We start from the raw sequence: 24,317 nt of genomic DNA, 5'->3' as shown, positions 1-24,317 counted from the left end.
ACAAGCGGTTTCTACCCATAATCGGTTCGCTTCGGTAACAATGGCTGCCATGGCTCAGGAGACGTCCGCGCGCAGGATCGCCGATCGGTATGTGGCAGCGATGGCCGAGTTGAATCCGCTCATCGCGGTCGAGTTGGGGCTGGGTGATCCCGCCGACGACCGGCTGCCCGATTACTCCCCGGCGGGCCAGGACGCCCTGGCCGAACAGGCCCGGCGGACCCTGGCCGAACTCGATGCGGCCGAGATCGCCGACGACCCCGGCGAACTGCGCTGCGCGACATTGCTGCGCGAGCGCCTGGCCGCCGAACTGGCGGTTCATGATTCGGGCGAGCTGCTGCGCACCGTGCGCAACCTCGAATCGCCGCTGCATCACCTGCAGGGTCTGTTCACGATGCTGCCCACCGACACCGACGACCAGTGGCGCAACATCGCCGCCCGCCTGGCGCGGATGCCGGTGGCGGTGCGGCACTACTGCGAGGCCCTCACCGCCGGGATCGACCGCGGACTGCTGGCCGCGCCCCGCCAGATCACCACTGTGACCGAGCAGCTGGACGAATGGCTGGCCGGAAACCACCCCGGCGGCTGGTTCGGCGAATTCATCTCTCCCGCACCGCAAGCCCTGCACCCGGAGCTGGAAACCGGTGCGCTGGCCGCGGCCAAGGCCATTGCCGAGATCCGCGACTGGCTGCGCACGGAATACCTGCCCGCCGCGGCCGGTACGCCCGACGCGGTCGGCGAACAGCGCTACAGCCTGCTGGCCCGGTACTGGAACGGCGCGGACCTGGATCTGCGTGAGGCCTACGCCTGGGGCTGGGAGCAGTTCCACGATCTGGCCGCACAGATGCGCCAGGAGGCCGACCGGGTCCGGTCCGGTGCGACGCCCAATGAGGCGATGGACTGGCTCAAGACCGAGGGCCCGGCCATCGAGGGCGTCGAGGAGACCCGAATCTGGTTGCAGGCACTGATGGATCGCGCCATCGCCGACCTCGACGGCACCCACTTCGATCTCGCCGAACCGCTCAAGCGCGTGGAATCGCGGATCGCCCCGCCCGGAACGGCCTCGGCGCCCTATTACACCCAGCCGTCACTGGACTTCTCCCGCCCCGGCCGCACCTGGCTGCCGGCCTTCGGCCGCACCCGATTCCCGGAATGGGAGCACGTGTCGACCTGGTACCACGAGGGCGTGCCCGGTCACCATCTGCAGCTGGGCCAGTGGATCTACCGCGCCGACGCCCTGTCGAAGTATCAGGTCACTCTCGGCCTGGTGAGCGCGAATGTGGAGGGCTGGGCGCTGTATGCCGAACGGCTGATGGACGAGCTCGGCTACCTCACCGATCCGGGCCACCGGCTCGGCTACCTCAATGTGCAGATGCTGCGCGCCCTGCGGGTGGTGCTCGATATCGGCATGCATCTGGAGTTGGAGTTCCCGTCGCATTCGCCCTATCGCCCCGGCGAGATCATGCTGCCCGGTCCGGCCCGCGAGTTCTTCGGCGAATACTGCGGTCTGCCCGGCGCATTGCTGGACAGCGAGATCGTGCGCTATCTGGGCTGGCCCGGCCAGGCCATCGGCTACAAGCTCGGCGAGCGGGCCTGGCTGCGCGGCCGCGCCGCCGCGCAGGCGGCCCAGGGCGCCGACTTCGACCTGAAGTCCTGGCATATGGCGGCCCTGTCGATGGGCTCGCTCGGCCTCGACGATCTGGAACGAGGACTCGCCGAGCTGTAGGGGTTGTTTGTCGAGTTTCTCACCATCCTTCCCAGCCACTTGCAGTCTGACTTAAAGTGGAGGCGGGCCGGTCGATGACGACCGCCCGCCAGTGAAGGGATGAATACCTGATGACGAACCCCGTTGCGCCCCTAGCCGATCCGATCAAGATCGCGATCCTGGTGGCGCCCGGTTGGATGCCCATCGATGTACTCGGCGCGCAGACCGCCTTCTTGCTGCTGCCCAATGTCGAGTTCTACTTCGTCGGCAAGACCCTCGACGAGGTCCCCGCCAATCCGCCACTGCCCGCCCGCGCGACGACCACCTTCGAGGACTGCCCGGCCGATCTGGACGTCCTGCTGTGCGGCGCGGTCGGTCCGCAGGTGTTCGACGATGTCGAGACCCTCGAATTCCTCGCCGACCGCGGCGCGCGCGCCCGTTATGTCGGTGGAATCTGTTTCGGCGCACTGCTTGTCGGCGCCGCGGGCCTGCTCGACGGCTATCGCGCCACCACCAACTACCATGCCCGGCACCTGCTACCCCTGGTCGGTGCGACCCTCGAACCCGGCAATGTGGTCCGCGACCGCAACCGGTTCACCGCCGGACCGGTCACCGGCAGTATCGAACTCGGCCTGCATCTGGTGCACGACCTGCTCGGCGAGGACATCGCCCGCACCCAGGAATACCTCATCGAATACGCCCCCGAACCCGTCTTCGGTGTCGGCACACCCGAACTCGCGGGCCGCGAGATCCAGGACCGCGTCGAGCGCCACTATTCGTCGCTGTTCACCAATACGGAATTCATCGGCCACACCATCGCCCGGCACTTCACACCCGCTGCCTAAGAGCAATCCCACCGCTGAAACCATGACCACACGACCCCGGGGCATCGAGGCAGCGAACGTCGAATATCGAGACGATGAACGACGAGAGGATCCGCGAGACTCGCTCGATGGGGGCGGGTTCGGCCGGTAGCATCCCACTCGGAATGCCGCTGGTGCCGATAGGCATTCAGGGCGACTCAGGTCAATAGACAGGTTTTCCATGAAGCTTACGGTTCTCGCGGTTCTCGCCGCAGTGACACTTCCCGCGTGTGCCGGCCTGACGGCCGCCGCCAACGCCGATCCCGTCACCCCCGAGGTCTGCCAGGCCACCCAGGATTTCGTGAACCACGCGCGGCAGACGAATCCCACGGCCACTCCGGAGCAGGTCGCGCAGGCGTACGTGGGCTGGCGTCAGTCCACGGGTGCCTACGACAGCCAGCCCAACGTCATGGGCGTCGCGGTGCCGAACCTGCTGGGCACGCCGGTCCAGGAGGCCCTGGACCAGCAGCAGTTCCAGCAGAACATGCAGGACTGCCGCATCGGCTAGTACCGCGACCGCACTCGGTGATCAGATGCCTACCGACCCGCTGACCGATACTTATCGATGATCTTGGTGTAATCGTCGAGGATGGCCAGGGTTTCGGATTCGGACACGGTCGGCAGGCTCAGGCAGATGTCGCGCACACCGGCCTCGAGGTAGGCCTCGATCATGATCGGGTCCGGGGCGACGGCCCCGACCATCACGGGCCGATCGTTCCCCTCGAGCATGGCGAGCTGAGCCGGGATCTCGGCCGGATCGGTCACCGCGGTGGGGAACCAGCCGACGCCGTGGCGAACCGCGCGATCGGCCGCGGCCTTACCGCCCCCGATGAAGATCGGCGGATGCGGCTGCCGCACGGGTTTGGGCCAGGAGTACATCGGGTCGAAATCGATGAATCGGCCGTGGTATTCGGCGAGGTCATTGGTCCAGATCTCGCGCAGTGCCGCGATCTGTTCGTCCAGCAGCGCCCCGCGAGTACGGGGATCGGTGCCGTGGTCGGCCATCTCCTCGCGGTTCCAGCCCGCGCCGACCCCGAAGACGAAGCGCCCGTTGGAGATCTGGTCGAGGGTGGCGATCTCCTTGGCGGTGTGGATGACATCGCGCTGGATCAAAAGCGTGACCCCGGTGCCGAGGACCAGCCGCTCGGTGACCGCCGCGACGGCGGCGAGGGTGACGAACGGATCCACCACGCGGTAGTACATCCGCGGCAGCTCACCTCCACGCGGATAGGGCGACTGGCGGCTCGCGGGGATATGGGAATGCTCGGCCAGGAACAGCGAGTCGAAGCCGCGATCCTCCAGCGCCGCACCAAGTGCCGGACCGCTGATCCCCTCGTCGGTGACGAAGGTCGTGATACCGAATGTCATACGTCGACGAACCAGGAACGGCCCGCCCGTATTCCGCCCGCCGAGCCGGACACCACGCCTGAACAGCTCACCGTTTCAGCGAGCGGTCGACGAGGGTGAGCGCCAGGAACAGACTCGCCGCGCACAGCATGAACACCGCCAGATGATGCAGCCCCGTCGCATCCGAGCCGGGCGACAGGAATGCCCCGCCCGCCGCGGCCGAGGCGATCGCGCCCAGATAGGTGAAGGTGCGCAACAGCCCCGCCGAGGAGGCGATGCGGGCCGGATCGGCCTGGTAGTACACGGCATTCTGATTGGCGAGACTGTTGAGGCCCTGCGGCAGGCCCATGGTGAGACCCGCGGCGAGCAGCAGCCAGATCGCGGCATCGGAACGCATGAGCAGCAGCAGTGCCGCGGCCACGATCTGAGCGAGCCCGCCGACGATCAGCTTGCCGCGAATCGCCTTGCGGCGTCCGGTGATCGCCGAGACCGCGATGGCGGTCACGGACATGGGCAGCAGGATCAGCCCGGCGGCCGTCGCGCTCAGCCCGCGGCCCTGTTCCAGCCACTGGGTGAAGCCGTAGAGATAGCAGTACCCGACCAGCGCCGTCAACAGCATGCGGACATAGGTGGCCAGCAGCGGGAGATTGCCGCCCAGCACCCGCACGTCGAGAAACGGCTGCGCGATCCGCGACTCCCGCCACACCAGCGCCCCCGCGGCCGCCACCGCGATCACCGGCAGATACCAGTGCGCCACTTGCGGTTCCATCAGGAACAGCAGCAACGCCACCAGCATCGCCGAGAACAGCGCGATCCCGGGCAGATCCAGCGTCGTCGACCGACCCTCGCGCGCCGCAACCGTTTTCGGCAACCGCACGAACCCGACGACCAGGCAGACCAGGGCCAGCGGAATGTTGACCGCGAACGTCGCGCGCCACCCACCCACGTGAATCAGCAAGCCGCCCAACGTCGGACCGATCACCACGATGGTCTGCGCGGCGACGGCCAGCGCGGTCAGCACGCCCGCCGGACTGTCGCGCCCGGTGCGCTCGGATTCGCTGCGGATCAGATACATCGACGCCGGATATCCGGCACAGGTGCCGAAGCCGAGGATCACCCGGGCCACCACCAGCACCCACAGCGCGGGCGCGAAAACGCCCAGCACACCGGCGATTCCGGTGAGCGTCGCCCCGGCCAGATACAGCCGCCGCGGCCCGAACAGATCGACCAGCCGCCCGACCACCGGCTGCCCGATGGCCGTCGCCAGATACAGCGCCGATACCAGCCACGCCGTCTGCGCCGGGGGAGCGCCGAACGCCACGCCGATCGGTACCAGCGAGACCGCGATGATCGAGGAGTTGATCGGATTGAGCACCGTCGCGAGGATCATCGGCACGATCAGGCGCCGATCGAAACGCTCCGGGGCCTGGGCGCGGGCCATCACCGAATTCATGTGTCCCCCAATCGTTCCAGCAGCGCGAGCGCCTCGAGCACGATGCGGCGCTCGGCCTCGGTGTATCTGTCCTGCAGCGCGGTGGCCAGCCACTCGTCCTTGGCGCGGCGGCGGCCCTCGAAGAACGCGCGACCGTCCGCGCTCAGAGAGACCAGCTGCCGCCGCCGATCGTCGGGATCGGGCCGCCGTTGGATCAGCCCGCGCTCCTCGAGCGCGGCCAGCCACACCGCCGCCGCCTGCGGCCGAACCCGTTCGGCCGCAGCGATTTCGCTGGCCGTCGCGGGTTCGATCGCCACCCGGCCGAGCACCGACAGCTGCGACGGGGTGACCTCCTGCCCGCCGGTCGCCTCCAGGAATCGTCGTCGCAGCCGCCCGACCAGCACGCGCAGCTCGCGCGCCGCCCGGGCGACCGATTCGGAAACATGTGGCGGCGAGGCGGGCATGTCTCCCACTCTAGATAGACAACCAAGATTGTTCAATTGAGATTGTCTAATCGGGGTTCGAGCATTCGGGGCCGATGCCGCCGTCGCGCCTCCTACCCTGAGCAGATGGCCGTGGTGGTCGGGGTGCACGGAATCGCCCAGCAGTACAGAGGTGGCTATCAACTCGAGGCCGCCTGGCTCGCCGCGCTCCGCGACGGACTGACCGCGGCCGGATATGCCCACACGGCACAGCGATTGGGTCCGCCGGATCTACGGGTGGCGTTCTTCGGCGACCTGTTCCGCCCGCCCGGAGCGATGGCCGCCCACGGCCCGGCCGTCACCGCCGCGGATGTGACACCGGGCGCCGAACGCGATCTGCTCACCGCACTCTACGAACAGGCGATCACCGTGCAGCCGGAACTGGCCCCGCCCGAGGGCTCTATGGGACCGGGCCGCATCGCCGCGCAGATCGTGGTGGCAAAGCTGCTGACCTCCAGCACCTTTGCGGGCGTGGCGCAGAAGACATTGATCGGCAACGTGAAACAGGCGGTGCGATTCCTGGCCGAACCCGATATCAAAGCGAAGGTGCTGGACCGGGTCTCGGCCCTGATCGACCCCGACACCCGGGTACTCGTCGGTCATTCGCTCGGCTCGGTGGTCGCCTACGAATACCTGTGCGCCGCACCGTCCTCGGTGCGGACCCTGATCACCCTCGGCTCACCGCTCGGGGTCCCCAACCTCATCTTCGACCGGCTCACCCCCGCCCCGGCCGACGGGAAAGGCAGCTGGCCCCAAGGCATTTCGTGCTGGGTGAATATCGCCGAACGCAACGATGTGGTGCCGCTGCGCAAGACCCTGGCCGAGCTGTTCCCACCCGCCGACGGCACCCCCGGGGTCGTGGACCGCCTCGTCGACAACGGCGACGAGCCGCATGCCGTCGAGCGCTACCTCAATGCCGCGGCCACCGGCGCGGCCATCGGGGAAAGCCTTGTCTGATTCGCCGGTCCTGCTCGCCGTCGGCACTCAGCACTACGCGCGCGACGATCTCGCCGCGCTCGACCGGGTCCCGGCCTCGCTGCGGCAGGTCGTCGCCACACTGCGCGGACTGGGCATCACCCCGATCGTCGATACCGAATCCGGCTATCTGCTCGACGCGGACCGCCCGACCCTGTTCGCCGCCCTGCGCGGCGCGGTCGGGGCGGCCTCGGTGGTGATCGTCTATTACACCGGCCACGGCGTGCAGGTCAACAACAAGTACTACCTCCCGCTGTCGGCCACCCGCACCGATCTGGCCGACACCGCGATCTCGACCCGAGACCTGCTGGAGGACAACTTCTTACGGGTGGACGAATACGGCGAACCCGCCGCGGACCAGCCGACGGTCCTGGTGATCCTCGACTGCTGCTTCTCCGCGACCGCGCTCATCGAGGGCATGCACAGCCTGCTGCAGGGCATCGGAAACCCCAACGTCTGGGTGATGGCCAGTGCGAACACCACCGAATACGCCCAGGACGGCGTGTTCGCCGATGCGCTGGCCGAGTATCTGACCAGCCCCAGAACCGGTCCCTCCCAACGCTATCTGAGCCTCGAGATCCTCGTCGGCGAGATCAACCTCGCCACCGCCCGCGCGGGAGGCGATCAGGAGGCCCGCTGGTTTCCCCCGGCCCGCCGGGGCGTGACCGGATTACTGCCGTTCTTCCCCAACCCCGGCTACCTTCCGCATGTCGCCGGATTCACCATCGACGAACAGCGCCACTGGCTTTCGGCACTCGACGGCTTCTACCTCACCGGCCGCAGCGGCCGAATCCGCGCCATCGAGGATCTCGCCGCATTCCTCACCCCCGCCGGGCCCGGCATCGCGATCGTCACCGGCAGCCCGGGTTCGGGTAAGTCGACCCTGCTCGCACTGCCCACCCTGCTCAGCGCCGCCGGAAGCCGAGAGGCGCTGCTGCGCACCGGATTACACAACGCCCTGCTACTGCGTGCGGGCGTGCTGCTGCCCGAGGAGCTCGACATCGTCGGCATCCAGGCGCGCGGGCTGAACACCGACCAGGTCGCGGCCGCCCTCGCCGGACCGCTGGGCGTCTCGGGATCGACCGCCAATACCCTGCTCGCCGACCTGGTTTCGACCGCGACGGACCCGGCGGCCCAGCGCATCGTCGTGGATTCCGTCGACGAGGCCGCGACCCCGGCCGACCTGGTGGAGTTTCTGCAGGCACTGTCGAAGGTGGCGGCGGTCCGGGTCGTCGTCGGCACCCGCAGACATCTGGTCGACCGACTGACATCCCCGGATCGCGTCATCGATCTGGATGCCGAACCGTATCGCGACCGCGCCGCGCTGGCCGCCTACGTCCGGCAGCTGCTGCTCGCCGCGTTCGAACCCGACGTCACCACCGTGTACCAGAGCGCCGAACAGGACGCGGTGACCGCGGTCGCGGAGTCGATCGCGGCCAGGGCCAGCTCCACGGTTACCGATTCGTTCCTCATCGCCCGCTCGCTCGCCCTGGCCGTACGCTCCCGCATCGAACCGCTCGACGACGTCCCGCCCACGGTGTCGGCCGCCTTCGACGAGGATCTGCGACGGCTGGGCGCCCGCGAAGATGTCGCGCGAATCCTGTTGGCGGCGTTGGCCTGGGCCAAGGGCCCCGGCCTGCCATGGGAGAACATCTGGGTGCCGGTGGCCCGGGCGATCGCCGAGGTCCGCGGCGGCCCGCGGGTCGACGACGACGATGTGCGCTGGCTGCTGGAGCATGCGGGCGCCTATATCGCCGAGGATGTCGGGCCCGGCGGTCGGTCGGTCTTCCGGCCCTTCCACGATCTGCTGGCCGTCCACCTGCGCGGCGCCGACCCGGTGCCGCGGGTCAGCGAGCGGATCGTGCTCGCCCTGCTCGACCAGGCTCGCCTCGCCGGTTCCTGGCGCGACACCCACCCATACCTGCGCGCCTACCTCGCCGAACACGCCCGCGACGCCGGCGAGGAATGGATCGAGGTCCTGCTCGCGGAACCGGAATACCTTGCCGTGGCCGACCCCGCGATCCTCACCCGGGTCCTGTCGGATCCACCGCGCGAGGATCCCACGATCCGCAGCTACCGCCGCGCGAGCCCGCTGCTGTCGGACAATCCCTCGGACAACCTCGCCCATCTGATGGAGGCCGCGACGGCCGTCGGCGGCGATCCGCACCCCTTCGACGAATCGACCCTCCCGCCGACCTACCGCACCGTGCACGTCTGGGCGGAACACGACGACAGCGTCCTGGCCTTCCGCGCCCACCGATCCCCGATCGCCGACCTCGCCTTCGCGACCGACCCCGCCGACCGGCCGCTGCTGGTGACCCTCACCCGCGCGGGATCCGAGGCCGAGATCTGGGACATCCGATCCGGGCGACCCATCGGCGAACCGACCGAGCAGGGCCGCGAGCTGCGGATGGACCCGGTCGGCGGTTCCGGCACTCGCGACGATTGGGGAGTCGACCGGATCGTCAACGTCGACGGCCGATGGTTCCAGATCCGGCACGACAACATGTCGCTGCTCGTCACGGACGCCGATACCGGGCAGCCGGTCGCCACGATCCGGGTACCGGTCTCCGTCCCGTCGCTGCCGCGGGCGATCCTGAACGTGCGCACCATGATTCGCGACTTCCAGGACGTCCTCGGCGGCAGCCTGCCCTTGGCCGTCGGCCTCGGCCCCGACGAGCGTCCGATGCTCGCGACGGGTGACCGGCGCGGGATGGTCCGGCTGTTCGCCCTCGAATCCGGAGCCGAACTCGGCCATCTGTCCGGCGACAATCGCCACGGGGTATCGATGCTGGCATTCGCGGGCGACGAACTCGCCGTGGCGCATCTCGGCGGCGAGATCGTGTGCTGGGACCTTCGATCCCGCGGTGTCCGAGCCTCGTTCGACGCCGGTCCCGAGGCCGTCACGGCGCTCCATGTCGACATCGTGGAGGGGACAAGGACTTTCCTGACCGGGCACGCCTCCGGCCATGTGCGGATCGACGGACGCGTCCTGCGCGGCCACACCGATGCGGTGACCGCGGTGGCCCGCCCGGCCACCCGGCCCGATCCGCCGATCGCGGCCTCCGCGGACGCCCACGGGGTCGTGCGCATCTGGGACCTCGGCTCGGATATCGAGCGCCCGGACGGATCGGCCGACGTGCCGAAACTCGCGATGGGCCCCGCGCGACACGTCGCGATCGGCACGGATTCCGGTGCGGTGCGGATCGCGACCGCCGAATCCGACGGGCCGTGGCCGATTCGCTATCGCCACAAGGACGCGATCTCGGCGATCGCATTCGGGCACGGCCGAACCGGACCACTGCTCGTCACCGCCGACCGCTCGGGCATCCTGCAACTGTTCGACGTGAACACCAATGAGCCGCTCGCCCAACGGATCCAGACCGACAGCACCGCCGACACCGTCGGCTGCGGCCTGCTCGCCTCGGGGCAGGCATACGTGGCCGCCACCGGCGACTGGGCGGGCGATATCCGGCTGTGGCGCATCGACGCCAAGGGCCGGGCCAAACAGCAGGCCCGCCACACCATTCCACGTCCCGATCTGCACCACGAGCTGACGATCGAGGGTTTCACCACCGGCCCCGACGACGCGGTGTTCGCGGTGGCGACACTGCGGCCCCCGGGATGGGAACGCGGCGCCGAAACCACGGTGACCCTGTGGAATCTCCTGACGGGCGAACGGATTTCCGGCCACTCGTTCGGCGGCGGCCGCCGAGACGCCGCGGTCGGATTCGCCAGCGGCCCCGACGGCCTGCCCGCGGTGGCGATCGCCGACGAGGACGATCTGATCCACACCCGGCACTCCGTCACCGGCGAGCCACTGTGGGAACCGGTGCGCCCCATCGGAACCGCTCGCACCGCCGCACTGGCCATCGGCTGGACGGCCGCCGGCCGCGCGCTGCTGATCATCGGCGATCACGCCGATACCGTGCGCATCGTCGACCCCTCGACCCAGCGCCCGCTGCTGGAGATCCGCCGCCGCACCACCCCGCGATCCCTCGCCCTGACCGCCGACCTGCTCTGCATCCGCGACGGCGACGGACTCGCGGTGCTCCGGGTGCCCGACGGGGTGGATTAAGCTCCTGCTCCCATGGCCCTCAGCGCAACCCTGCACACCTTCACCGTCCAACTGTCCGACGTCGGCCGTGGCGTCTACGAGGAATGGGAATTGCGGGTCGCGCGGCACCCCTCGGAGACCGCGGAATTCATGGTGACCCGGCTGCTGGCCTATTGCCTGGAATACACCGATGGCATCACGTTCAGCGATGGCGGCGTCTCTTCCACCGATGAGCCCGCGGTGCTGGTGCGCGACCTGACCGGCCGCCTCACGACCTGGATCGAGGTCGGCGCACCCGACGCCGATCGCGTCCATCGCGGCAGCAAATCGGCCGAACGCCTGGCGATCTACACCCATCGCGATCCCGATAAGGTGCGTAATCAGCTGTCCGGTAAGAAGATTCACCGCGCCGGGGATATCATCCTGCACAGCTTCGATCGCGATTTCATCGATGCCGCCGTCGCCGTGCTCGAGCGCCGCAATACCGTCTCGCTGTCGGTCACCGAACGTCAGCTGTATCTGAATATCAACGGGGCGGATCTGAATACAACGATTCATGATCATCACCTGGAATAGGTGACAGCCGACACTTATCATCCATAGGGCAAAGTGCGTCACACGAACGTTTTCGTCTGAAAGGGTAAGTGTTACGTTCTGTCACGTGAAAGGGCGCGACGGTCATCTCGAGCTGAGACCGGGGAACTCCTGGCTGGCTCGCTATTGGGTCGTGCTCGTCGTGGTCGTCGCGCTCACGGTGGTCGCCCTGATCGTTTCGCAGCGCCGGGACGTCGCGGTGGCGGGTCCCGCCGATCGGCCCCACGATCAGGCCGTGAACGTGGATCTGGGCGATCAGACGGTCACCTATGAGGTCACCGCGCAAGGTGGCGCGGCGGGCCAGATCGTATATCTGGACGACCGATCCAATCCGCAGCGGATATCGGAATCGCTGCCGTGGTCGCGCCAGATTCGCACGGGTGGTCGCCCGATTCCGGCGGGTGTGGTCGCGCAATCCGAGGAGGGCGCGCTGACCTGTCGAATTCTGGTCGACGGTCAAGAGAAGGCACGTGATTCGGCATCCGGTCCCCGCGCGGCGGTCGGCTGCAATCTGGTCGCGGTTTAGTCCGAGAGGTCCTTTCATGCTCCGCACGGACGAACGCACCTGCGCGACGGCATTACGCCGCTTCGCGTTCCTCACCGCTGCGCGCCTGTTCGTCATCGCGCTCATTGACATTCTGCGCGGCAAGGATGGGGGAGTCTCCGCGGGACCGGGGCGAGTGACATTCGGCGGTGTAGTGCGCCGCTGGGCGCCGCTGGTGGTGTTGGCCTGGGTCGGCCTGGCCGCCGCGATGAATGTGGCGATTCCGCAGCTGGAACACGTCATCGCCGACCATTCCCGCGAATTCGTGCCCGGCAATGCGGAGTCGGCGGTCACGCTGAAGAAGATGGGCGCCGATTTCGCCGAATCCGATACCAACAACGTCGTTTTCGTACTCCTGGAACGGCCGAAACAGGCACTGGGCGACGCCGATCACGTGTACTACAGCGATCTGATGGCCCAACTGCTGCGCGACCGCTCACATGTGCAGTCGGCGATGGATATCTGGTCGAATCCGCAGACCGCCGCGGCCAATCAAAGCGCCGACGGCAAGGCCGCCTATGTCATGCTCCGGCTCACCGGCGAGATGGGCACCACCCAGGCGCAACGCTCCATCGACGCCGTCCGCGCGCTGGTGGCCGCGCATCCGAAACCGGTGGGGCTCAACGTCTTCGTCACCGGTCCGGCCGCGACCGCCGCCGACGAGATGACCACCGCCGACCACAGCATGATCGTGCTGACCGCCGTCACCAGCGTGCTGATCCTGCTGTTACTGCTCGCGGTGTATCGGTCCGTGGTGACGGCCATGGTGCCGTTGATGACGGTCGGCCTCGCGCTCGCGGTCGCCCGCGCGGTGGTGGCGCTGCTGGGCGAGCACGGCGTCATCGAGGTGTCGATCTTCGCCAGCGCGCTCGCCTCGGCCATGATCCTCGGCGCCGGAACCGATTACGCCATCTTCATCCTCGGCCGCTATCAGGAGGCCCGCCGCGCGGGCCGGTCGTATCTGGACGCCTATCACAACGCCTTCCGCTCGGTCGCGCCGGTGATCGTCGCCTCGGCCCTGACGATCGCCGCGGCATGCGCCTGCATGCGCACCAGCCAGCTCGGACTGCTGCGCAGCTCCGGTATGGCCTGCGCGATCGGCATCCTGGTCGGCGGCGCGGCCGCGCTCACCCTGACCCCCGCGCTGGTCGAAATCTGCAGGCATCTGGGCTTTCTCGAACCCCGGGCCGCCCGCACGCCGCGGCTGTGGCGGCGGATCGGCACCTCGGTCGCGCGCTGGCCGGTCCCGATCGCCACCGCATGCCTGGCCCTGCTCCTGGTCTGCGCCGCGGCACTGCCGAGCATCCGCATCAACTACAACGAACGGGCCATGCAGCCCGGCGACACCCCGAGCAATATCGGCTATCAGGCCGCCGACCAGCACTTCCCGAAGAACCGGCTCTCCCCGGACTTCCTGCTGATCTCCTCCGACCACGACCTGCGCAACGCCTCGGACCTGTCCGCCGTCGAACAGGTCAGCTCGAGCATCGCTCGTATCGCGGATGTCAGTATGGTGCAGAGTATTACGCGTCCGCTGGGTACGCGACTGGACCAGGGCTCGGTCCTGTATCAGGCGGGCTACATCGGCAATCGCCTCGACCTGAGCTCGTCGGTCATCGAGAGTCGACTCAACGATCTGTCCTCGCTGACCGGCGGCATGCAGCAGTTGCTCGGTGGGCTCGATGCCATGGCACAGCAGGTCGATTCCGGCAGCGCGGGTCTGCAAGGCCTGTCGGCGAGCCTCGGCGACCTGCGCTCGCAGACCGAACAGATGCACCGCCTGACCTCGAACGTGACCGAAACCATCGGTCCCGTGCGGCCTTTCGTCGACGGCAATCCGAACTGCGCGAACGATCAGGTGTGCAATACGACCAAGCAGGTCTTCGATTCGCTCGACGCCGTCGGGCAGCTGTCGTCGTCGATGGATCAGCTCTCGGCGGACACGAATCTTGCCGCTGGCGCGATATCCGGGGTGGGACAGAGCATTCCGGCGATGGAGAACTCGATCGCGCAGATGCGCGCGCTGGCGAGCGCGATGATCGGCACCGTCGGGCTGCTCATGCCGCAGATGCGCGATATCACGGCCTACCTGCAGGACATCGGCAGGGATGCCAGCGCGGTCGGCTCGGCCCCCTTCCATCTGCCGCAACAGGCCTTCTCCGATCCGCGCTTCCAGTCGGGGATGAAGCTACTGGTCTCCGGCGACGGCCGCACCGTGCGCGTCGTCGTCTACGGCGAGAACGAGAGCTTCAGCGCCCAGGGCATCGACCGCTCCCGCGCGATCCTCGCCGCCGCGAAGACCGCGATCAAAGACACTCCACTGCAGGGAAGTTCGCTCGCCGTCGGCGGGGTCGCGGCGACGATGGCCGATATCCAGGTCATCGCCGACCACGACTTCCGGCTGCTGATGATCATCGTGCTCATTCTCGTGTTCCTGATCGTGCTGATCGTGCTGCGCAGCCTCGTGGCCGCGGTCGCGGTCCTGGGAACGGTTCTGGTGTCCTATGTTTCGGCGCTCGGCATGGGCGTGCTGATCTGGCAGCATCTGCTGCATCAGGAGCTGCACTGGGCCGTCCCGCCGCTGACGTTCATCGCCCTGGTCGCCGTCGGCGCGGACTACAACCTCCTGTTCACCTCGCGCTTCAAGGAGGAGGCGGGCGCGGGCCTGGCCACCGGCCTGATCCGCGCGTTCTCGGGCACCGGGGGAGTGGTCACGACCGCCGGAATCGTCTTCGGAATCACCATGTTCGCGCTGATCACCAGCAGTAACACCAACATCATGCAGATCGGTTCGATCATCGGAATCGGGCTGTTACTGGACACTCTGGTGGTGCGCACGTTCCTGCTGCCCTCGATCGCGATGCATCTCGGGCGCTGGTTCTGGTGGCCGTTACGCGTGCGTGCCGAGTAGGAAGCGAATAGGCTCCCGGGCAGCCGTCGACGGGGGAGTGTCATGGTGGGCCGAGTTGTCGTGATCGGGGCCGGGATCGCGGGACTGGTGACTGCGAAGGTGTTGCGGGACGACGGATTCGAGGTGCTCGTCGTCGAGAAGGGGCCCGCGATCGGTGGCGTGTGGACCCCGTCGCGGACGTATCCCGGTCTGCGAACGAACAACTCCCGAGAGACCTACGCCTACTCCGACCATCCCTACGACCGCTCCGCCGACTTCTATCCCAGCGCCGAGCAGGTGCGCGGATATCTCGACTCGTACATCTCTCGCTTCGAACTCGCCGGACTGTTCCGGCTGTCGACCGAGGTGGTCCGAATAGGCCGCAGCGGTGCGGGTTTCGAGGTTCAGGTCCGCGACCCCGATGGTCCTGCCGATATCGCCTGCGATTTCGTGGTGGTGTGTACCGGAACGTATTCCGCGCCCGCAATGCCGAATATCGAGGGGGCGGAACGGTTTACGGGCACCATTGTGCATTCGAGCGAGGCGGCCGATCCGGCAGTGCTGGAGGGTAAACGGGTCATCGTGGTGGGCGCGGGAAAATCGGCGCTCGATTGCGCCGTCTCGGCCGCCGAACATGGGAAGCGTTCCACCCTCGTGTTCCGCGCACCCCATTGGATGGTGCCACGATATCTCTTCGGTGTGATCCCGGTGGATCGCCTTGTGCTGGGACGTGTTCCGGAGATGTTGATCCCGTACCACCGCCGCAACCGATGGGAACGATTTCTGCACGGCCGAGGCGCACTGCTGACATGGTCGGCGTGGCGGCTGGCGGACCTGTTGTTCCGCGCATTCCTGCGTATGCCCGCCGCAATGTCCCCCGAACAGTCCCTGCCGCACGGCCTGGAGAACATCGGATTGGTCTCGGAGTTCTACACTCTCGCTCGCCGCGGCAGAATCGCCCTGCGGCGCGACACCATCACATCCTTCGACGCTGCCGGGGTGAGCCTCGCGAGCGGCCGTCGTCTCCCCGCTGACACCATCGTCTTCGCCACCGGCTGGCGCCAGGAACTGCCGTTCCTCACCCCCGAACTGCGCCACGCGATCCAACCCGACGGCCGATTCTCGCTGTACCGCCATATCCTCCCCCCGACCGAACAGCGCCTAGGATTCATCGGCTACGCCAACTCCACCGCCTGCCCGCTGACAGCTGAGATCTCCGCTCACTGGCTCGCACAGGCATTCCGAGGCGAACTGAATCTGCCCGAAGTCGACGCGATGAATACGGAGATCCGGCATGTCCACGAATGGCTCGCCGAGGTGTATCCCGCACGCCCACAGGGTTACTTCCTCGGCCAGCATCTGATCCATCACCTCGACGACCTCCTGGCGGATATGGGCCTGCCGACGCGCCGCACTCGCAATGTCATCATCGAGTACTTCGGGAAGTTCGGGCCGCCGCGCTATCGCGACGTCGCCGCCCAGCGGCGCGCCGCGAAACATGGTGACTGAACGTCTATTCCGGGTAATCGACAGTGGATTGGTTGTTTGCATCCAGGTTTACTCCGGTTATGCTGTGCCCGGAAGCTTCGTTCGGTGAATCCCCTTGGGAAGTAGTGTAATTCGGTTACGGGGGTAGCGCGGTACGGGGGCTTCCACTGCGGGGGACCGGTCGTGATCTTCACCCCCGCCGAGTGGGACGTCTTCACCACGGGCCTCGAGGGCGGCACGTTCGACCGCCCCTGATCCACCTGTGGTGGATTTCCGCGGATTTGCCCGATCCAAGAAACTCCATGGCGAGCCGCCGGTCGATGCGGCAGGATCCGCAGTCGTGAAGGATGATCTACCACAGTGGACTGTGACCCTGATCTGCGGCGCCTCGGGGGTCGGGAAATCGGGCGTCGCGATCCCGCTGGCCGCCCGGTATGGCGTGCCACTGGCCGAGGCCGACGATATCGTCACGGCACTGCACGCATTGACCACGCCCGAGCATCATCCGATCCTGCATTACTGGGACACCCACCCTGAAATGCTGGCCGCGCAGCCGGAGCGAATCGCCGACATGCATTTCGCCGTCGCCGATGCCCTCCGGCCGGGGTTCGAGGCAATCATCGCCGACCATGTCGACGCCGGCGCGCCCGTCGTCTTCGAGGGCGACTATCTGATGCCGGACCTCGTTGCCGGATTCGGCGGCGCGGTGCGCGCGGTCGTCCTCGCCGAGACCAGCGCGGATCAGGTCGTGGCGAATCTGTACGCCCGCGAGCCCGCGGAGGGCGAGCAGGCGCTGCGAGCTCGGGTCACGACAGTGGTCGACGCGACACTCGCACGACGGGCGAGTGATATCGGTGTTCCGGTCGTGGCCGCGCGGCCCTGGTCGGACGGGCTCGACCGCGTGGATGCGGCGCTACGGGCCGGTACGCTGCCCACCCCCACCCGGTCCGGTGCGAACCGGCCCGAGTCCGGCAGCAGGTAGCATTGGTCGGGCCGTAAAACCAGCTGGTCCAGCTCGGTGGGGCGGGACGGCTCGCGGCGGTCCCTGTCCTGCACATCCATCATCACTGCACAACCCGATCGACCAGATCCATATCGCATGCGGCGAAACCCTGTGTCGCCGTGCAGGAAAGGGAACCATGAGCACCGATAAACCGAAGCCCCCGGTCTTCTCCAGCCTCGAGAACGCCAACGAGAACACGACCGCCGCGGACCCCGCGAACCTGGCCGAGCAGCCGACGCCCGTCGAAGCCGACAAGAGCGCCACCAAGTATTCGTCCCTGTTCGAAAGGCCCTGACGCACAGGCGCTGTCGATGAACGACGGGGTCGATCAGCGCTCGGTGACCGACCCTGGCCGCGCGGCGACGTGGACCGGCAACTGGAACACCTCCCGAGGGTGGGCGCCGGTCTCGCGCAGCGTGCGGGTTCCCGTATCTTGCCCCGACGGGTTCATCGGACCGAAGTATGCCGCGGCACAGTACATCTCGACCTACCGCGCCGACTCTCTAGTCCATACCGGACGCCGCACTCGGCCCAGCGAGTAGCTCACGCAAGGTGGCGGTGATACCGCTGGCCGCGAGTTGAGCGGCGAGTTCCGGGGTGCCGTCGGCATCGAGCAGGACGGCCTGGGTGAACATCGGGCTTAAATGGGTTGCCACGCTCAGTCGCAATCTGTCCGGCGCCGCGCCGCGGCCTCCCGCGGCCTCCCAGAGGGTGGCGGCCGTGGCGGCGTACATCTCGCGCAGCGCCTGCCGCAGCCGTTCGTAGGTCACCGCCAGCTGCGGCGGCAGTCGGCGTGTCTTGAGTTCCCACATCTTGCGCCCGCCGCCCGCCACCGAATCGTGCAGGACCTGCGTGAGTTCGTCGAGCCAGGCCTGCCAGTCGCCGCCGTCGTAGCGCGGGAGGATCGTGAACACCTCGGCGGCCGTGGCGGTGATCGCCTCGCTCAACAGGTCGTCGCGGGTGGCGAAGTAGCGAAACACCGTTCGCCTGCCCACATCGGCCAGCTCGGCGATGGTCTCGACGGTCACGTCCAGACCGTATTCGTCCATCCCGCGGCGGGCGGCGCGAAGGATCGCGTCGACCGTCAGGTCGCGCTTCTGCTGCGCAAGGGTGCCGGCTCGATCGGTGATCGTCGCCTCCAAGGGTTCCGGATGAGATCTCGTGCGCTGACATCCTAAAGGGCCATCCGGGCACGTTCAAGTATCGACATGGCACTCTTGAGTGCCATACACTGAAATCGACTGCTACCGAGTGATTTACACGTACGGAGGTTGCGATGAGTTCGATTCGTGTGGCGATCGTTGGCGGCGGGATCGGCGGCCTCGCCGCGGCGCTTGCGTTGCGGTCGGCCGGGGCGCAGGTCGGGCTCTACGAGCAGGCCGCCCGCCTGGGCGAGGTCGGTGCCGGCGTGGGGCTCGCGCCCAACAGCATGCGGGTGCTGCGGCGGCTGGGTGTCGATCAGGAGGTGGCCCGGCGCGCGGTCCCGGTCGAGGGGATCTCCTACCGTCACTCCGACGGATCCCCGGCCGGGTACGAGAACTTCGGCGTCGACGGCTCCATCCTGGGCATCTACCGTCCCGACCTCATCGAAGCCCTCGCCGGGGCCCTGCCCGGCGCGGTGCTTCATACCGGACATCGATGCACCGCGTTCCGCCAAGGGGACCGGTCGGCGGAGGTCACCTTCGACAACGGCTCGAGTGTCGAGGCCGATATCGTCATCGCCGCCGACGGCATCCATTCCGCACTCCAGCACTACGTCGTCGAGCCGCAGCCGCCGGTGTTCTCCGGCATGATCGCCTATCGCGGTGCCCTACCGGCATCCCGGGTGCCCGACTGGCCGCGGAGCGCCATGGTCATGTGGACCGGCCAGGGCAAGCACTTCCTCACCTTCGGGATGCGCGCGGGCGAGCTGCGCAACTACGTGGGATTCGTCCCCGCCGACGAACAGATGCGCGAATCATGGTCGGCCCCAGGCGATCCCGCGACGCTGGCCGCGGAGTTCTCCGGTTGGGACCCACAACTGACCGAACTGCTGGCCCAGGTCGAGACGACCTTCCGCTGGGGCCTCTACGACCGAAACCCATTGCCCCGCTGGACCCATGGCCGACTCGCCCTACTCGGCGACGCGGCCCACCCCATGCTGCCCCATATGGGCCAGGGCGCCAACCAGGCCATCGAGGACGGAATGGCCCTGGCCACCCTGATCCGAGGCATCCCCGCCACCGAAGCCCCCGCCGCCCTGACCCGCTACGAACACCTACGCCGCCCCCGCACCGCCGAAATCCAACAAGGCTCCCGCGCCAACGGATTACGCCTGGACTCAGGCAGAACGGTCACCCTCTACGAACCCGCCGTCCACGACTACGACATCGAAGCCGCAGCCCTCGCCAGCCGATAACCACGTCAACTCCACGGAACTGACCAGCGCCTCAGCCCATTTCGAGATGGGCCCGCACGAAATCGACCACTGCATCGGAGAATTCGTCGTTCACATCGCTGGCCGCCGTGTGCGCCGCGCCGCCGATCTCGACATACTCCATATGCGGCACCAGGTTTCGGAAGTCGGCTACGCCCTGGGCGCTGACCACGTCGGAGAGGCGGCCGCGGATGAGTAGTACGGGGATGGTCAGGTGGCGGGCCGCCTGTTCGAGGGTTTCGGTATGTAGTTCGATGTCCTCGCCGCCGCCGGAGAGCATGGCCGGATCCCAATGCCAGTACCAGCGGCCGTCCTCGCGCAGGCGCAGGTTGCGGCGCAGGCCGTCGGTGCTGCGCGGGCGGGGGCGATGGGGCAGGTATTCCGCGACGGCGTCGGCGGCCTCGTCGAGGGTGTCGAAGCCTTCCGGATTTCCGGCAAGGAAGTTCAGCACCCGCTCGACGCCCTTGTGCTCCGGGCGTGGCACGACGTCGACCAGGACCAGTCCGGCGATCCGCTCGTGGCCCGGGCGCGCGGTGGCCAGCAGTGCGGTCAGCCCGCCCATGCTCGCCCCGACCACGATCGCGGGTCGGCCCAGCTCGGCGAGAATCCCGAGTAGATCCGCGGTCATCGCCTCGCGGCCGTAGTTCCCGTCGGGGGCCCAATCGCTTTCGCCGTGTCCGCGCGCGTCGAGCAGCACCGCCCGCATACCGGCCTTGGCCAGCGCGGCCCCGGATTCCTTCCAGGAATGCCGGGTCTGGCCGCCGCCGTGCAGGAATACCGCGAGGGGACCGTCCTCGGGTCCCCAGCCCTCGGCTGCCAGCGTGATACCGCCCTGCCCGGCGAAGGCGAGTCTCTGGGGCTCGGAGAAGTCAGCTTCATTGCTCACTCCGACAGCATCGCACATGTCGATTTACGGCGTACGAACTCGGCTCGGTCAGCGAACGTCTATCGCGTGCGCAATCCGTCGAGCAGGGCGAGGATCGTGGGTTCGGTTTCCTGGCGCGCGATTTCGCGATCCTCGGCATTGGCGATGTAGAGCGCCGCCTCGCCCAGCGCGGACAGGATCATCAGCGCCGCTGGTCGCCGCGCGATATCCCAGCGCAGCGCGCCCGCGTCCACACCGGCCTCGAGGCCCGTCATGATCAGCCCGAGTCCGTACTGCTCGTCGAGCGAGCGCCACTCCTGCCAGCCCAGCACGGACGGGGCGTCGATCAGCATGATCCGAACGCGTTCCGGCTCAACGCAGGTCGTGAGGAAGGTACGCAGGCCCGCTTGCAGTGCGGCGATCGGCTCGGCGGACCGTTCGGCGGCGAGCGCCTCGGTGACCTGCTGGACGATCTCCTGTTCGATCTGGATGTAGACCGCGCGGAACAGCTCTCGCTTGTCCTTGAAGTGGTGATACAGCGCGCCACGCGAACTCCCGGCGTGCTCGACCACCTCGGGGGTGCCGACGGCAGCGTATCCGCGCTCGGCGAACAGTTCGCGCGCCGCGGCCACCAGGCCCGCCCTGGTCGACTCGGATCGTTCGGCCTGCCTGCCCATCGCCACCCTTCCGCACGTGTCGGGGCATCGTATCGCCATTCTATTGAAAACAGGCAGCCTGTTTGTTAGTTTGGAGCGACATTCGACGTCACTGACCACAGGGGAGGCCTCAGATGACGATGCAGACGACCGAAGCCCGTCCGATATGGCGCGATTCCGCACTCGGCGCACGCCGTGAACTCGCGCTGCCCGCAGGCGCGATCGATATCTTCGAACGAGGGGAGGGGGAGCCGGTCGTATTCGTGCACGGCCTGCTGGTCAACGCGAACCTCTGGCGGCGCGTCGTTCCCCGGATGGCTCATGAATTCCATTGCGTGACCATCGATCTCCCGTTCGGATCACACCGGATATCGATGCCCGATGCCGATCTGGATCCGCCGGGTCTGGCACGGCTGGTCATCGACACCATCGAGGCGCTGGGCCTCGGCCCGGTCACGCTGGTGGGCAACGATACCGGCGGCGCGATCTGCCAACTGGTCGCCGCGGCGCGTCCCGACCTGATCGCCAGGCTCGTGCTCACCTCGTGCGATGCCTACGAGAACTTCCCGCCCCCGCGCTTCGGCTATCTGAAGCTCGTCGCCCGGTTGCCCGGCGGCGTCGCGACATTGGGTGCGGCACTGCGGATTCCGGCCGTGCGCAGATTACCGCTGGCCTTCGGCGCGCTGAGTAAACGCGCCCTCGCACGCGAGGCGATCGACTCCTACGCGCTCCCGGCCGGGGTCGCACGCGATATCCGCGCCGATCTGCGGCGCGTCCTGCGCGGCCTCGACCGGCGGCATACGATCGCCGCGGCAAAGGCGTTCACCACCTTCGGCCGACCGGTGCTGCTGGCCTGGTCCACCGAGGATCCGTTGTTCCCGACCCGCTACGCCCATCGCCTGGCGGGCGATTTCCGCGATGCCCGCATCGAGTGGATACCGGGGGCGGGCACCCTCTCACCGGAGGATCAACCGGCGCTGGTGGCCACCGCGATCGCGATGTTCGTGAGCCGGACCCGCACGGCCGAGGACGCGCGATGACCCCGCGCGAGATGCCCGAACTCGACGGTGTCGAACACCGATTCATCGACGTCGGCGGTCTGCGGACCCATGTGGCGCTCGCGGGCCGCGGCGAACCGCTTGTCCTGCTGCACGGCTGGCCGCAGCACTGGTGGCAGTGGCGTCACATCATCGGCCCGCTGTCGGAGCACTACCGCATCATCTGCCCGGATCTACGCGGCCTCGGCTGGACCGACGCGCCCCCGAGCGGATACAGCCCCGGCGTCATGGCCGACGATGTGATCGGTCTGCTCGACCGGCTCGGGGTGACCCGCTTCCACGTCATGGGCCACGACTGGGGCGGGCTCGTCGGATACCTTCTGGCCCTGCGCTTTCCGGAACGGGTCTCGCGATACATCGTGCTCAATACGGCCAGCCCGTTCGTGCGGCCGACGCCCCGCATCCTCGCCAACGCCCCCCGGCTGTGGCATATCGCGGCCAATGCCGCCCCGCTGCTCGGCCCCCGGCTGGCCTCCTCGGCGATACCGAATTGGGCGCTGCGCCACTGGATCTACCGGTCCGCCACCATGACACCCGAGGACCGCCACCTGTTCGCCGCGCAGTTCCGCGAACCCGACCGCGTCCGAGCGACCGTCCGCTACTACCGCAATCTCCTCCTGCGCGAAATCCCGCGCCTACTCATCGGCCAATACCGCTGGACGCGCCTGCGCACGCCCACCCTCGTCCTGGCGGGCGACCGCGATCCGCTGCTACCGATCAGCACGATGAGCGAGTTCGGCCCACTGGCAACCGATGTCCGCGTGCAATGCCTGCACAACATCGGCCATTTCCCCGCTACCGAAGACCCGCACTGCGTGATCGAGAGCACGCTCCGATTCCTCGGCTCACCGGCGGCCGCGCCTGCCATGCTCGACGGCCGAGCAGACCTAAGCCGTCGAGCCCTACGATGATCGCGGACCCTTCATGGCCCGCGACGCCGAGCGGCAGCGTGCCGAGCAGATCCCACGGCGCCGGGACGGTGATGAACACGGCGGCGAGCGCGAGATCGGCAACCACCAAGCCGCGAGCACGGCGGGACAGAGCGATGACGGTCTACCCCAGCGAGCACCTCCGCCTCGGACCGCCCCGAAACCGCCTGGGGGCGATTTGTGGGCATTCGCCCAGGTGGCGGCGCTCACAACCGGCACCCCGATGGGGCCTGCCCGCCGGTTCGCTGCTAGGCTCTCTCGCCGGAAGACATCCTTTAAAGGACCGTCCGGTGAGGCGGGGAAGGAGGTCGGCATGGCCGTGCCCGAGGATCGGGCCGCCAGGTCGAGTGCGGGCGAGTATTCGCAACGGCACGACCCCGAGTGGGTGCGGGCCGGGCGGGAGTTGTTGTCCGCTCAGGATGTCGGCCGGACCATCGCGCGGATGGCGCATCAGATCATCGAGAAGACGGCTCTCGATTCCCAGGACCCGAGCATCCCTCGGGTGGTGTTGATCGGAATCCCCACGCGCGGAACGGGTTTGGCCGCGCGACTGGCCGATCGGATCGAGGAGTTCTCCGGCGTGCGCCCGGCCGTGGGTTCGCTGGACATCACGCTGTATCGCGACGATCTGCGCAATCGCCCCCATCGCCCGCTCGAGCGCACCTCGGTGCCCGAGGGCGGCATCGAGGACGCGCTGGTGATCCTGGTCGACGACGTGTTGTTCTCCGGCCGCAGCGTGCGCTCGGCCCTGGACGGCCTGCGCGATCTGGGCCGCCCCCGCGCCGTACAACTGGCGGTGCTCATCGACCGCGGCCACCGCGAACTACCCATCCGCGCCGACTACGTCGGCAAGAACGTGCCCACCTCCCGCAGCGAGGACATCTCCGTGCTCTTGACCGAACACGACGGCCGCGACGGCGTCTACCTGCATCAGGGGGACGAGAAGTGAGCGAGCGGAGCGAGGGAACCATCAGCGCAGCGGTCTTGTGCCTTACGGCGGAGCCGAGCGTTAGCGA

General features: G+C 67.9%; 22 protein-coding genes. 15 read left to right on the top strand and 7 right to left on the bottom strand.

What is annotated here, in order from left to right; translation table 11 throughout:
* The first annotated feature begins 49 nt into the window (after window positions 1–49).
* From ACIA76_RS01880 to ACIA76_RS01870, 3 genes are all read left to right on the top strand, one after another.
* Window positions 50–1,723, top strand: a complete 1,674-nt coding sequence (locus ACIA76_RS01880) for a DUF885 domain-containing protein (RefSeq protein WP_397147298.1) — start codon at window positions 50–52, stop codon at window positions 1,721–1,723.
* 110 nt (window positions 1,724–1,833) lie between these two features.
* Window positions 1,834–2,547 carry a DJ-1/PfpI family protein gene (locus ACIA76_RS01875; RefSeq protein ID WP_397147296.1) on the top strand — a complete coding sequence of 238 codons (714 nt, stop codon included), beginning with the start codon at window positions 1,834–1,836 and terminating at the stop codon, window positions 2,545–2,547.
* Between the two features lie 199 nt (window positions 2,548–2,746).
* Complete coding sequence (locus ACIA76_RS01870) at window positions 2,747–3,073, top strand: hypothetical protein (protein ID WP_397147294.1); 327 nt, start codon at window positions 2,747–2,749, stop codon at window positions 3,071–3,073.
* Between the two features lie 29 nt (window positions 3,074–3,102).
* Here ACIA76_RS01870 and ACIA76_RS01865 read toward each other — a convergent pair whose 3' ends face one another.
* The 3 genes from ACIA76_RS01865 to ACIA76_RS01855 form a co-directional block, all read right to left on the bottom strand.
* The gene (locus ACIA76_RS01865) at window positions 3,103–3,933 is read right to left on the bottom strand and encodes an LLM class F420-dependent oxidoreductase (protein ID WP_397147292.1); all 831 of its coding nucleotides are present in this window, start codon (window positions 3,931–3,933) and stop codon (window positions 3,103–3,105) included.
* Window positions 3,934–4,000: 67 nt separating this feature from the next.
* Window positions 4,001–5,365 (bottom strand): MFS transporter, encoded by a 1,365-nt coding sequence (locus ACIA76_RS01860; protein ID WP_397147290.1) that lies wholly within the window; start codon window positions 5,363–5,365, stop codon window positions 4,001–4,003.
* Complete coding sequence (locus ACIA76_RS01855; protein ID WP_397147288.1) at window positions 5,362–5,808, bottom strand: MarR family transcriptional regulator; 447 nt, start codon at window positions 5,806–5,808, stop codon at window positions 5,362–5,364. The genes ACIA76_RS01860 and ACIA76_RS01855 overlap by 4 nt, the downstream gene beginning before the upstream one ends.
* A 105-nt stretch (window positions 5,809–5,913) precedes the next feature.
* Here ACIA76_RS01855 and ACIA76_RS01850 point away from each other — a divergent pair, with 105 nt between their 5' ends.
* The 8 genes from ACIA76_RS01850 (at window position 5,914) to ACIA76_RS01815 (ending at window position 17,672) form a co-directional block, all read left to right on the top strand.
* A complete protein-coding gene (locus ACIA76_RS01850; protein WP_397147286.1) occupies window positions 5,914–6,783 on the top strand; it encodes a hypothetical protein in 870 nt (289 codons plus the stop codon).
* A complete protein-coding gene (locus tag ACIA76_RS01845) occupies window positions 6,776–10,879 on the top strand; it encodes a hypothetical protein (protein ID WP_397147284.1) in 4,104 nt (1,367 codons plus the stop codon). Before ACIA76_RS01850 ends, ACIA76_RS01845 begins: the two co-directional genes overlap by 8 nt.
* A 12-nt stretch (window positions 10,880–10,891) precedes the next feature.
* The gene (locus ACIA76_RS01840) at window positions 10,892–11,434 is read left to right on the top strand and encodes a YaeQ family protein (RefSeq protein ID WP_397147283.1); all 543 of its coding nucleotides are present in this window, start codon (window positions 10,892–10,894) and stop codon (window positions 11,432–11,434) included.
* 85 nt (window positions 11,435–11,519) lie between these two features.
* On the top strand, window positions 11,520–11,978 hold the full coding sequence (locus ACIA76_RS01835; protein ID WP_397147281.1) for an MmpS family transport accessory protein: 459 nt from the start codon (window positions 11,520–11,522) through the stop codon (window positions 11,976–11,978).
* A 16-nt stretch (window positions 11,979–11,994) separates the two neighbouring features.
* The gene (locus tag ACIA76_RS01830) at window positions 11,995–14,907 is read left to right on the top strand and encodes an RND family transporter (RefSeq protein WP_397147279.1); all 2,913 of its coding nucleotides are present in this window, start codon (window positions 11,995–11,997) and stop codon (window positions 14,905–14,907) included.
* Between the two features lie 42 nt (window positions 14,908–14,949).
* The gene (locus ACIA76_RS01825) at window positions 14,950–16,395 is read left to right on the top strand and encodes a flavin-containing monooxygenase (protein WP_397147277.1); all 1,446 of its coding nucleotides are present in this window, start codon (window positions 14,950–14,952) and stop codon (window positions 16,393–16,395) included.
* A 319-nt stretch (window positions 16,396–16,714) separates the two neighbouring features.
* Window positions 16,715–17,356, top strand: a complete 642-nt coding sequence (locus tag ACIA76_RS01820; protein ID WP_397147275.1) for a hypothetical protein — start codon at window positions 16,715–16,717, stop codon at window positions 17,354–17,356.
* A gap of 157 nt (window positions 17,357–17,513) precedes the next feature.
* Window positions 17,514–17,672 (top strand): hypothetical protein, encoded by a 159-nt coding sequence (locus tag ACIA76_RS01815; RefSeq protein WP_397147273.1) that lies wholly within the window; start codon window positions 17,514–17,516, stop codon window positions 17,670–17,672.
* Window positions 17,673–17,705: 33 nt separating this feature from the next.
* Here ACIA76_RS01815 and ACIA76_RS01810 read toward each other — a convergent pair whose 3' ends face one another.
* A complete protein-coding gene (locus tag ACIA76_RS01810; RefSeq protein ID WP_397147271.1) occupies window positions 17,706–17,828 on the bottom strand; it encodes a hypothetical protein in 123 nt (40 codons plus the stop codon).
* A 52-nt stretch (window positions 17,829–17,880) separates the two neighbouring features.
* Entirely contained in the window at window positions 17,881–18,519 is a 639-nt protein-coding gene (locus tag ACIA76_RS01805; protein ID WP_397147269.1) for a TetR/AcrR family transcriptional regulator, read from the bottom strand.
* A gap of 134 nt (window positions 18,520–18,653) precedes the next feature.
* On the opposite strand from ACIA76_RS01805, the gene ACIA76_RS01800 reads away from it, so the two are divergent.
* A complete protein-coding gene (locus ACIA76_RS01800; protein ID WP_397147267.1) occupies window positions 18,654–19,775 on the top strand; it encodes an FAD-dependent monooxygenase in 1,122 nt (373 codons plus the stop codon).
* A gap of 31 nt (window positions 19,776–19,806) precedes the next feature.
* On the opposite strand, the gene ACIA76_RS01795 is transcribed toward ACIA76_RS01800, so the two are convergent.
* Both ACIA76_RS01795 and ACIA76_RS01790 read right to left on the bottom strand, forming a co-directional pair.
* Entirely contained in the window at window positions 19,807–20,679 is an 873-nt protein-coding gene (locus ACIA76_RS01795) for an alpha/beta fold hydrolase (RefSeq protein WP_397147265.1), read from the bottom strand.
* Between the two features lie 59 nt (window positions 20,680–20,738).
* Window positions 20,739–21,335: a TetR/AcrR family transcriptional regulator gene (locus ACIA76_RS01790; protein WP_397147263.1), complete on the bottom strand. Its 597-nt coding sequence runs from the start codon at window positions 21,333–21,335 to the stop codon at window positions 20,739–20,741.
* A gap of 113 nt (window positions 21,336–21,448) precedes the next feature.
* Here ACIA76_RS01790 and ACIA76_RS01785 point away from each other — a divergent pair, with 113 nt between their 5' ends.
* The 3 genes from ACIA76_RS01785 (at window position 21,449) to pyrR (ending at window position 24,250) form a co-directional block, all read left to right on the top strand.
* On the top strand, window positions 21,449–22,354 hold the full coding sequence (locus ACIA76_RS01785) for an alpha/beta fold hydrolase (protein ID WP_397147261.1): 906 nt from the start codon (window positions 21,449–21,451) through the stop codon (window positions 22,352–22,354).
* Window positions 22,351–23,283 carry an alpha/beta fold hydrolase gene (locus ACIA76_RS01780; protein WP_397147259.1) on the top strand — a complete coding sequence of 311 codons (933 nt, stop codon included), beginning with the start codon at window positions 22,351–22,353 and terminating at the stop codon, window positions 23,281–23,283. Before ACIA76_RS01785 ends, ACIA76_RS01780 begins: the two co-directional genes overlap by 4 nt.
* Window positions 23,284–23,614: 331 nt before the next feature.
* Window positions 23,615–24,250 carry a bifunctional pyr operon transcriptional regulator/uracil phosphoribosyltransferase PyrR gene (gene pyrR / locus ACIA76_RS01775; RefSeq protein WP_397147257.1) on the top strand — a complete coding sequence of 212 codons (636 nt, stop codon included), beginning with the start codon at window positions 23,615–23,617 and terminating at the stop codon, window positions 24,248–24,250.
* The last annotated feature ends 67 nt before the right edge of the window (window positions 24,251–24,317 follow it).

This window comes from Nocardia sp. NPDC051570 (genome assembly GCF_044454005.1).
Classification (GTDB): domain Bacteria; phylum Actinomycetota; class Actinomycetes; order Mycobacteriales; family Mycobacteriaceae; genus Nocardia.
Note: the sequence above shows the minus strand (reverse complement) of the source record. Positions and strands in the feature narration are given on the sequence as shown.

Excerpts from the sequence above, each read along its gene's own strand:
- ACIA76_RS01785 (WP_397147261.1), top strand. The coding sequence starts at position 21,449 with ATGACGATGCAGACGACCGAAGCCCGTCCGATATGGCGCGATTCCGCA.
- ACIA76_RS01780 (WP_397147259.1), top strand. The coding sequence starts at position 22,351 with ATGACCCCGCGCGAGATGCCCGAACTCGACGGTGTCGAACACCGATTC.
- ACIA76_RS01830 (WP_397147279.1), top strand. The coding sequence starts at position 11,995 with ATGCTCCGCACGGACGAACGCACCTGCGCGACGGCATTACGCCGCTTC.
- ACIA76_RS01840 (WP_397147283.1), top strand. The coding sequence starts at position 10,892 with ATGGCCCTCAGCGCAACCCTGCACACCTTCACCGTCCAACTGTCCGAC.
- ACIA76_RS01855 (WP_397147288.1), bottom strand. The coding sequence starts at position 5,808 with ATGCCCGCCTCGCCGCCACATGTTTCCGAATCGGTCGCCCGGGCGGCG.
- pyrR (WP_397147257.1), top strand. The coding sequence starts at position 23,615 with ATGGCCGTGCCCGAGGATCGGGCCGCCAGGTCGAGTGCGGGCGAGTAT.
- ACIA76_RS01850 (WP_397147286.1), top strand. The coding sequence starts at position 5,914 with ATGGCCGTGGTGGTCGGGGTGCACGGAATCGCCCAGCAGTACAGAGGT.
- ACIA76_RS01860 (WP_397147290.1), bottom strand. The coding sequence starts at position 5,365 with ATGAATTCGGTGATGGCCCGCGCCCAGGCCCCGGAGCGTTTCGATCGG.
- ACIA76_RS01790 (WP_397147263.1), bottom strand. The coding sequence starts at position 21,335 with ATGGGCAGGCAGGCCGAACGATCCGAGTCGACCAGGGCGGGCCTGGTG.
- ACIA76_RS01810 (WP_397147271.1), bottom strand. The coding sequence starts at position 17,828 with ATGAACCCGTCGGGGCAAGATACGGGAACCCGCACGCTGCGCGAGACC.
- ACIA76_RS01875 (WP_397147296.1), top strand. The coding sequence starts at position 1,834 with ATGACGAACCCCGTTGCGCCCCTAGCCGATCCGATCAAGATCGCGATC.
- ACIA76_RS01800 (WP_397147267.1), top strand. The coding sequence starts at position 18,654 with ATGAGTTCGATTCGTGTGGCGATCGTTGGCGGCGGGATCGGCGGCCTC.
- ACIA76_RS01825 (WP_397147277.1), top strand. The coding sequence starts at position 14,950 with ATGGTGGGCCGAGTTGTCGTGATCGGGGCCGGGATCGCGGGACTGGTG.
- ACIA76_RS01865 (WP_397147292.1), bottom strand. The coding sequence starts at position 3,933 with ATGACATTCGGTATCACGACCTTCGTCACCGACGAGGGGATCAGCGGT.
- ACIA76_RS01870 (WP_397147294.1), top strand. The coding sequence starts at position 2,747 with ATGAAGCTTACGGTTCTCGCGGTTCTCGCCGCAGTGACACTTCCCGCG.
- ACIA76_RS01880 (WP_397147298.1), top strand. The coding sequence starts at position 50 with ATGGCTCAGGAGACGTCCGCGCGCAGGATCGCCGATCGGTATGTGGCA.
- ACIA76_RS01815 (WP_397147273.1), top strand. The coding sequence starts at position 17,514 with ATGAGCACCGATAAACCGAAGCCCCCGGTCTTCTCCAGCCTCGAGAAC.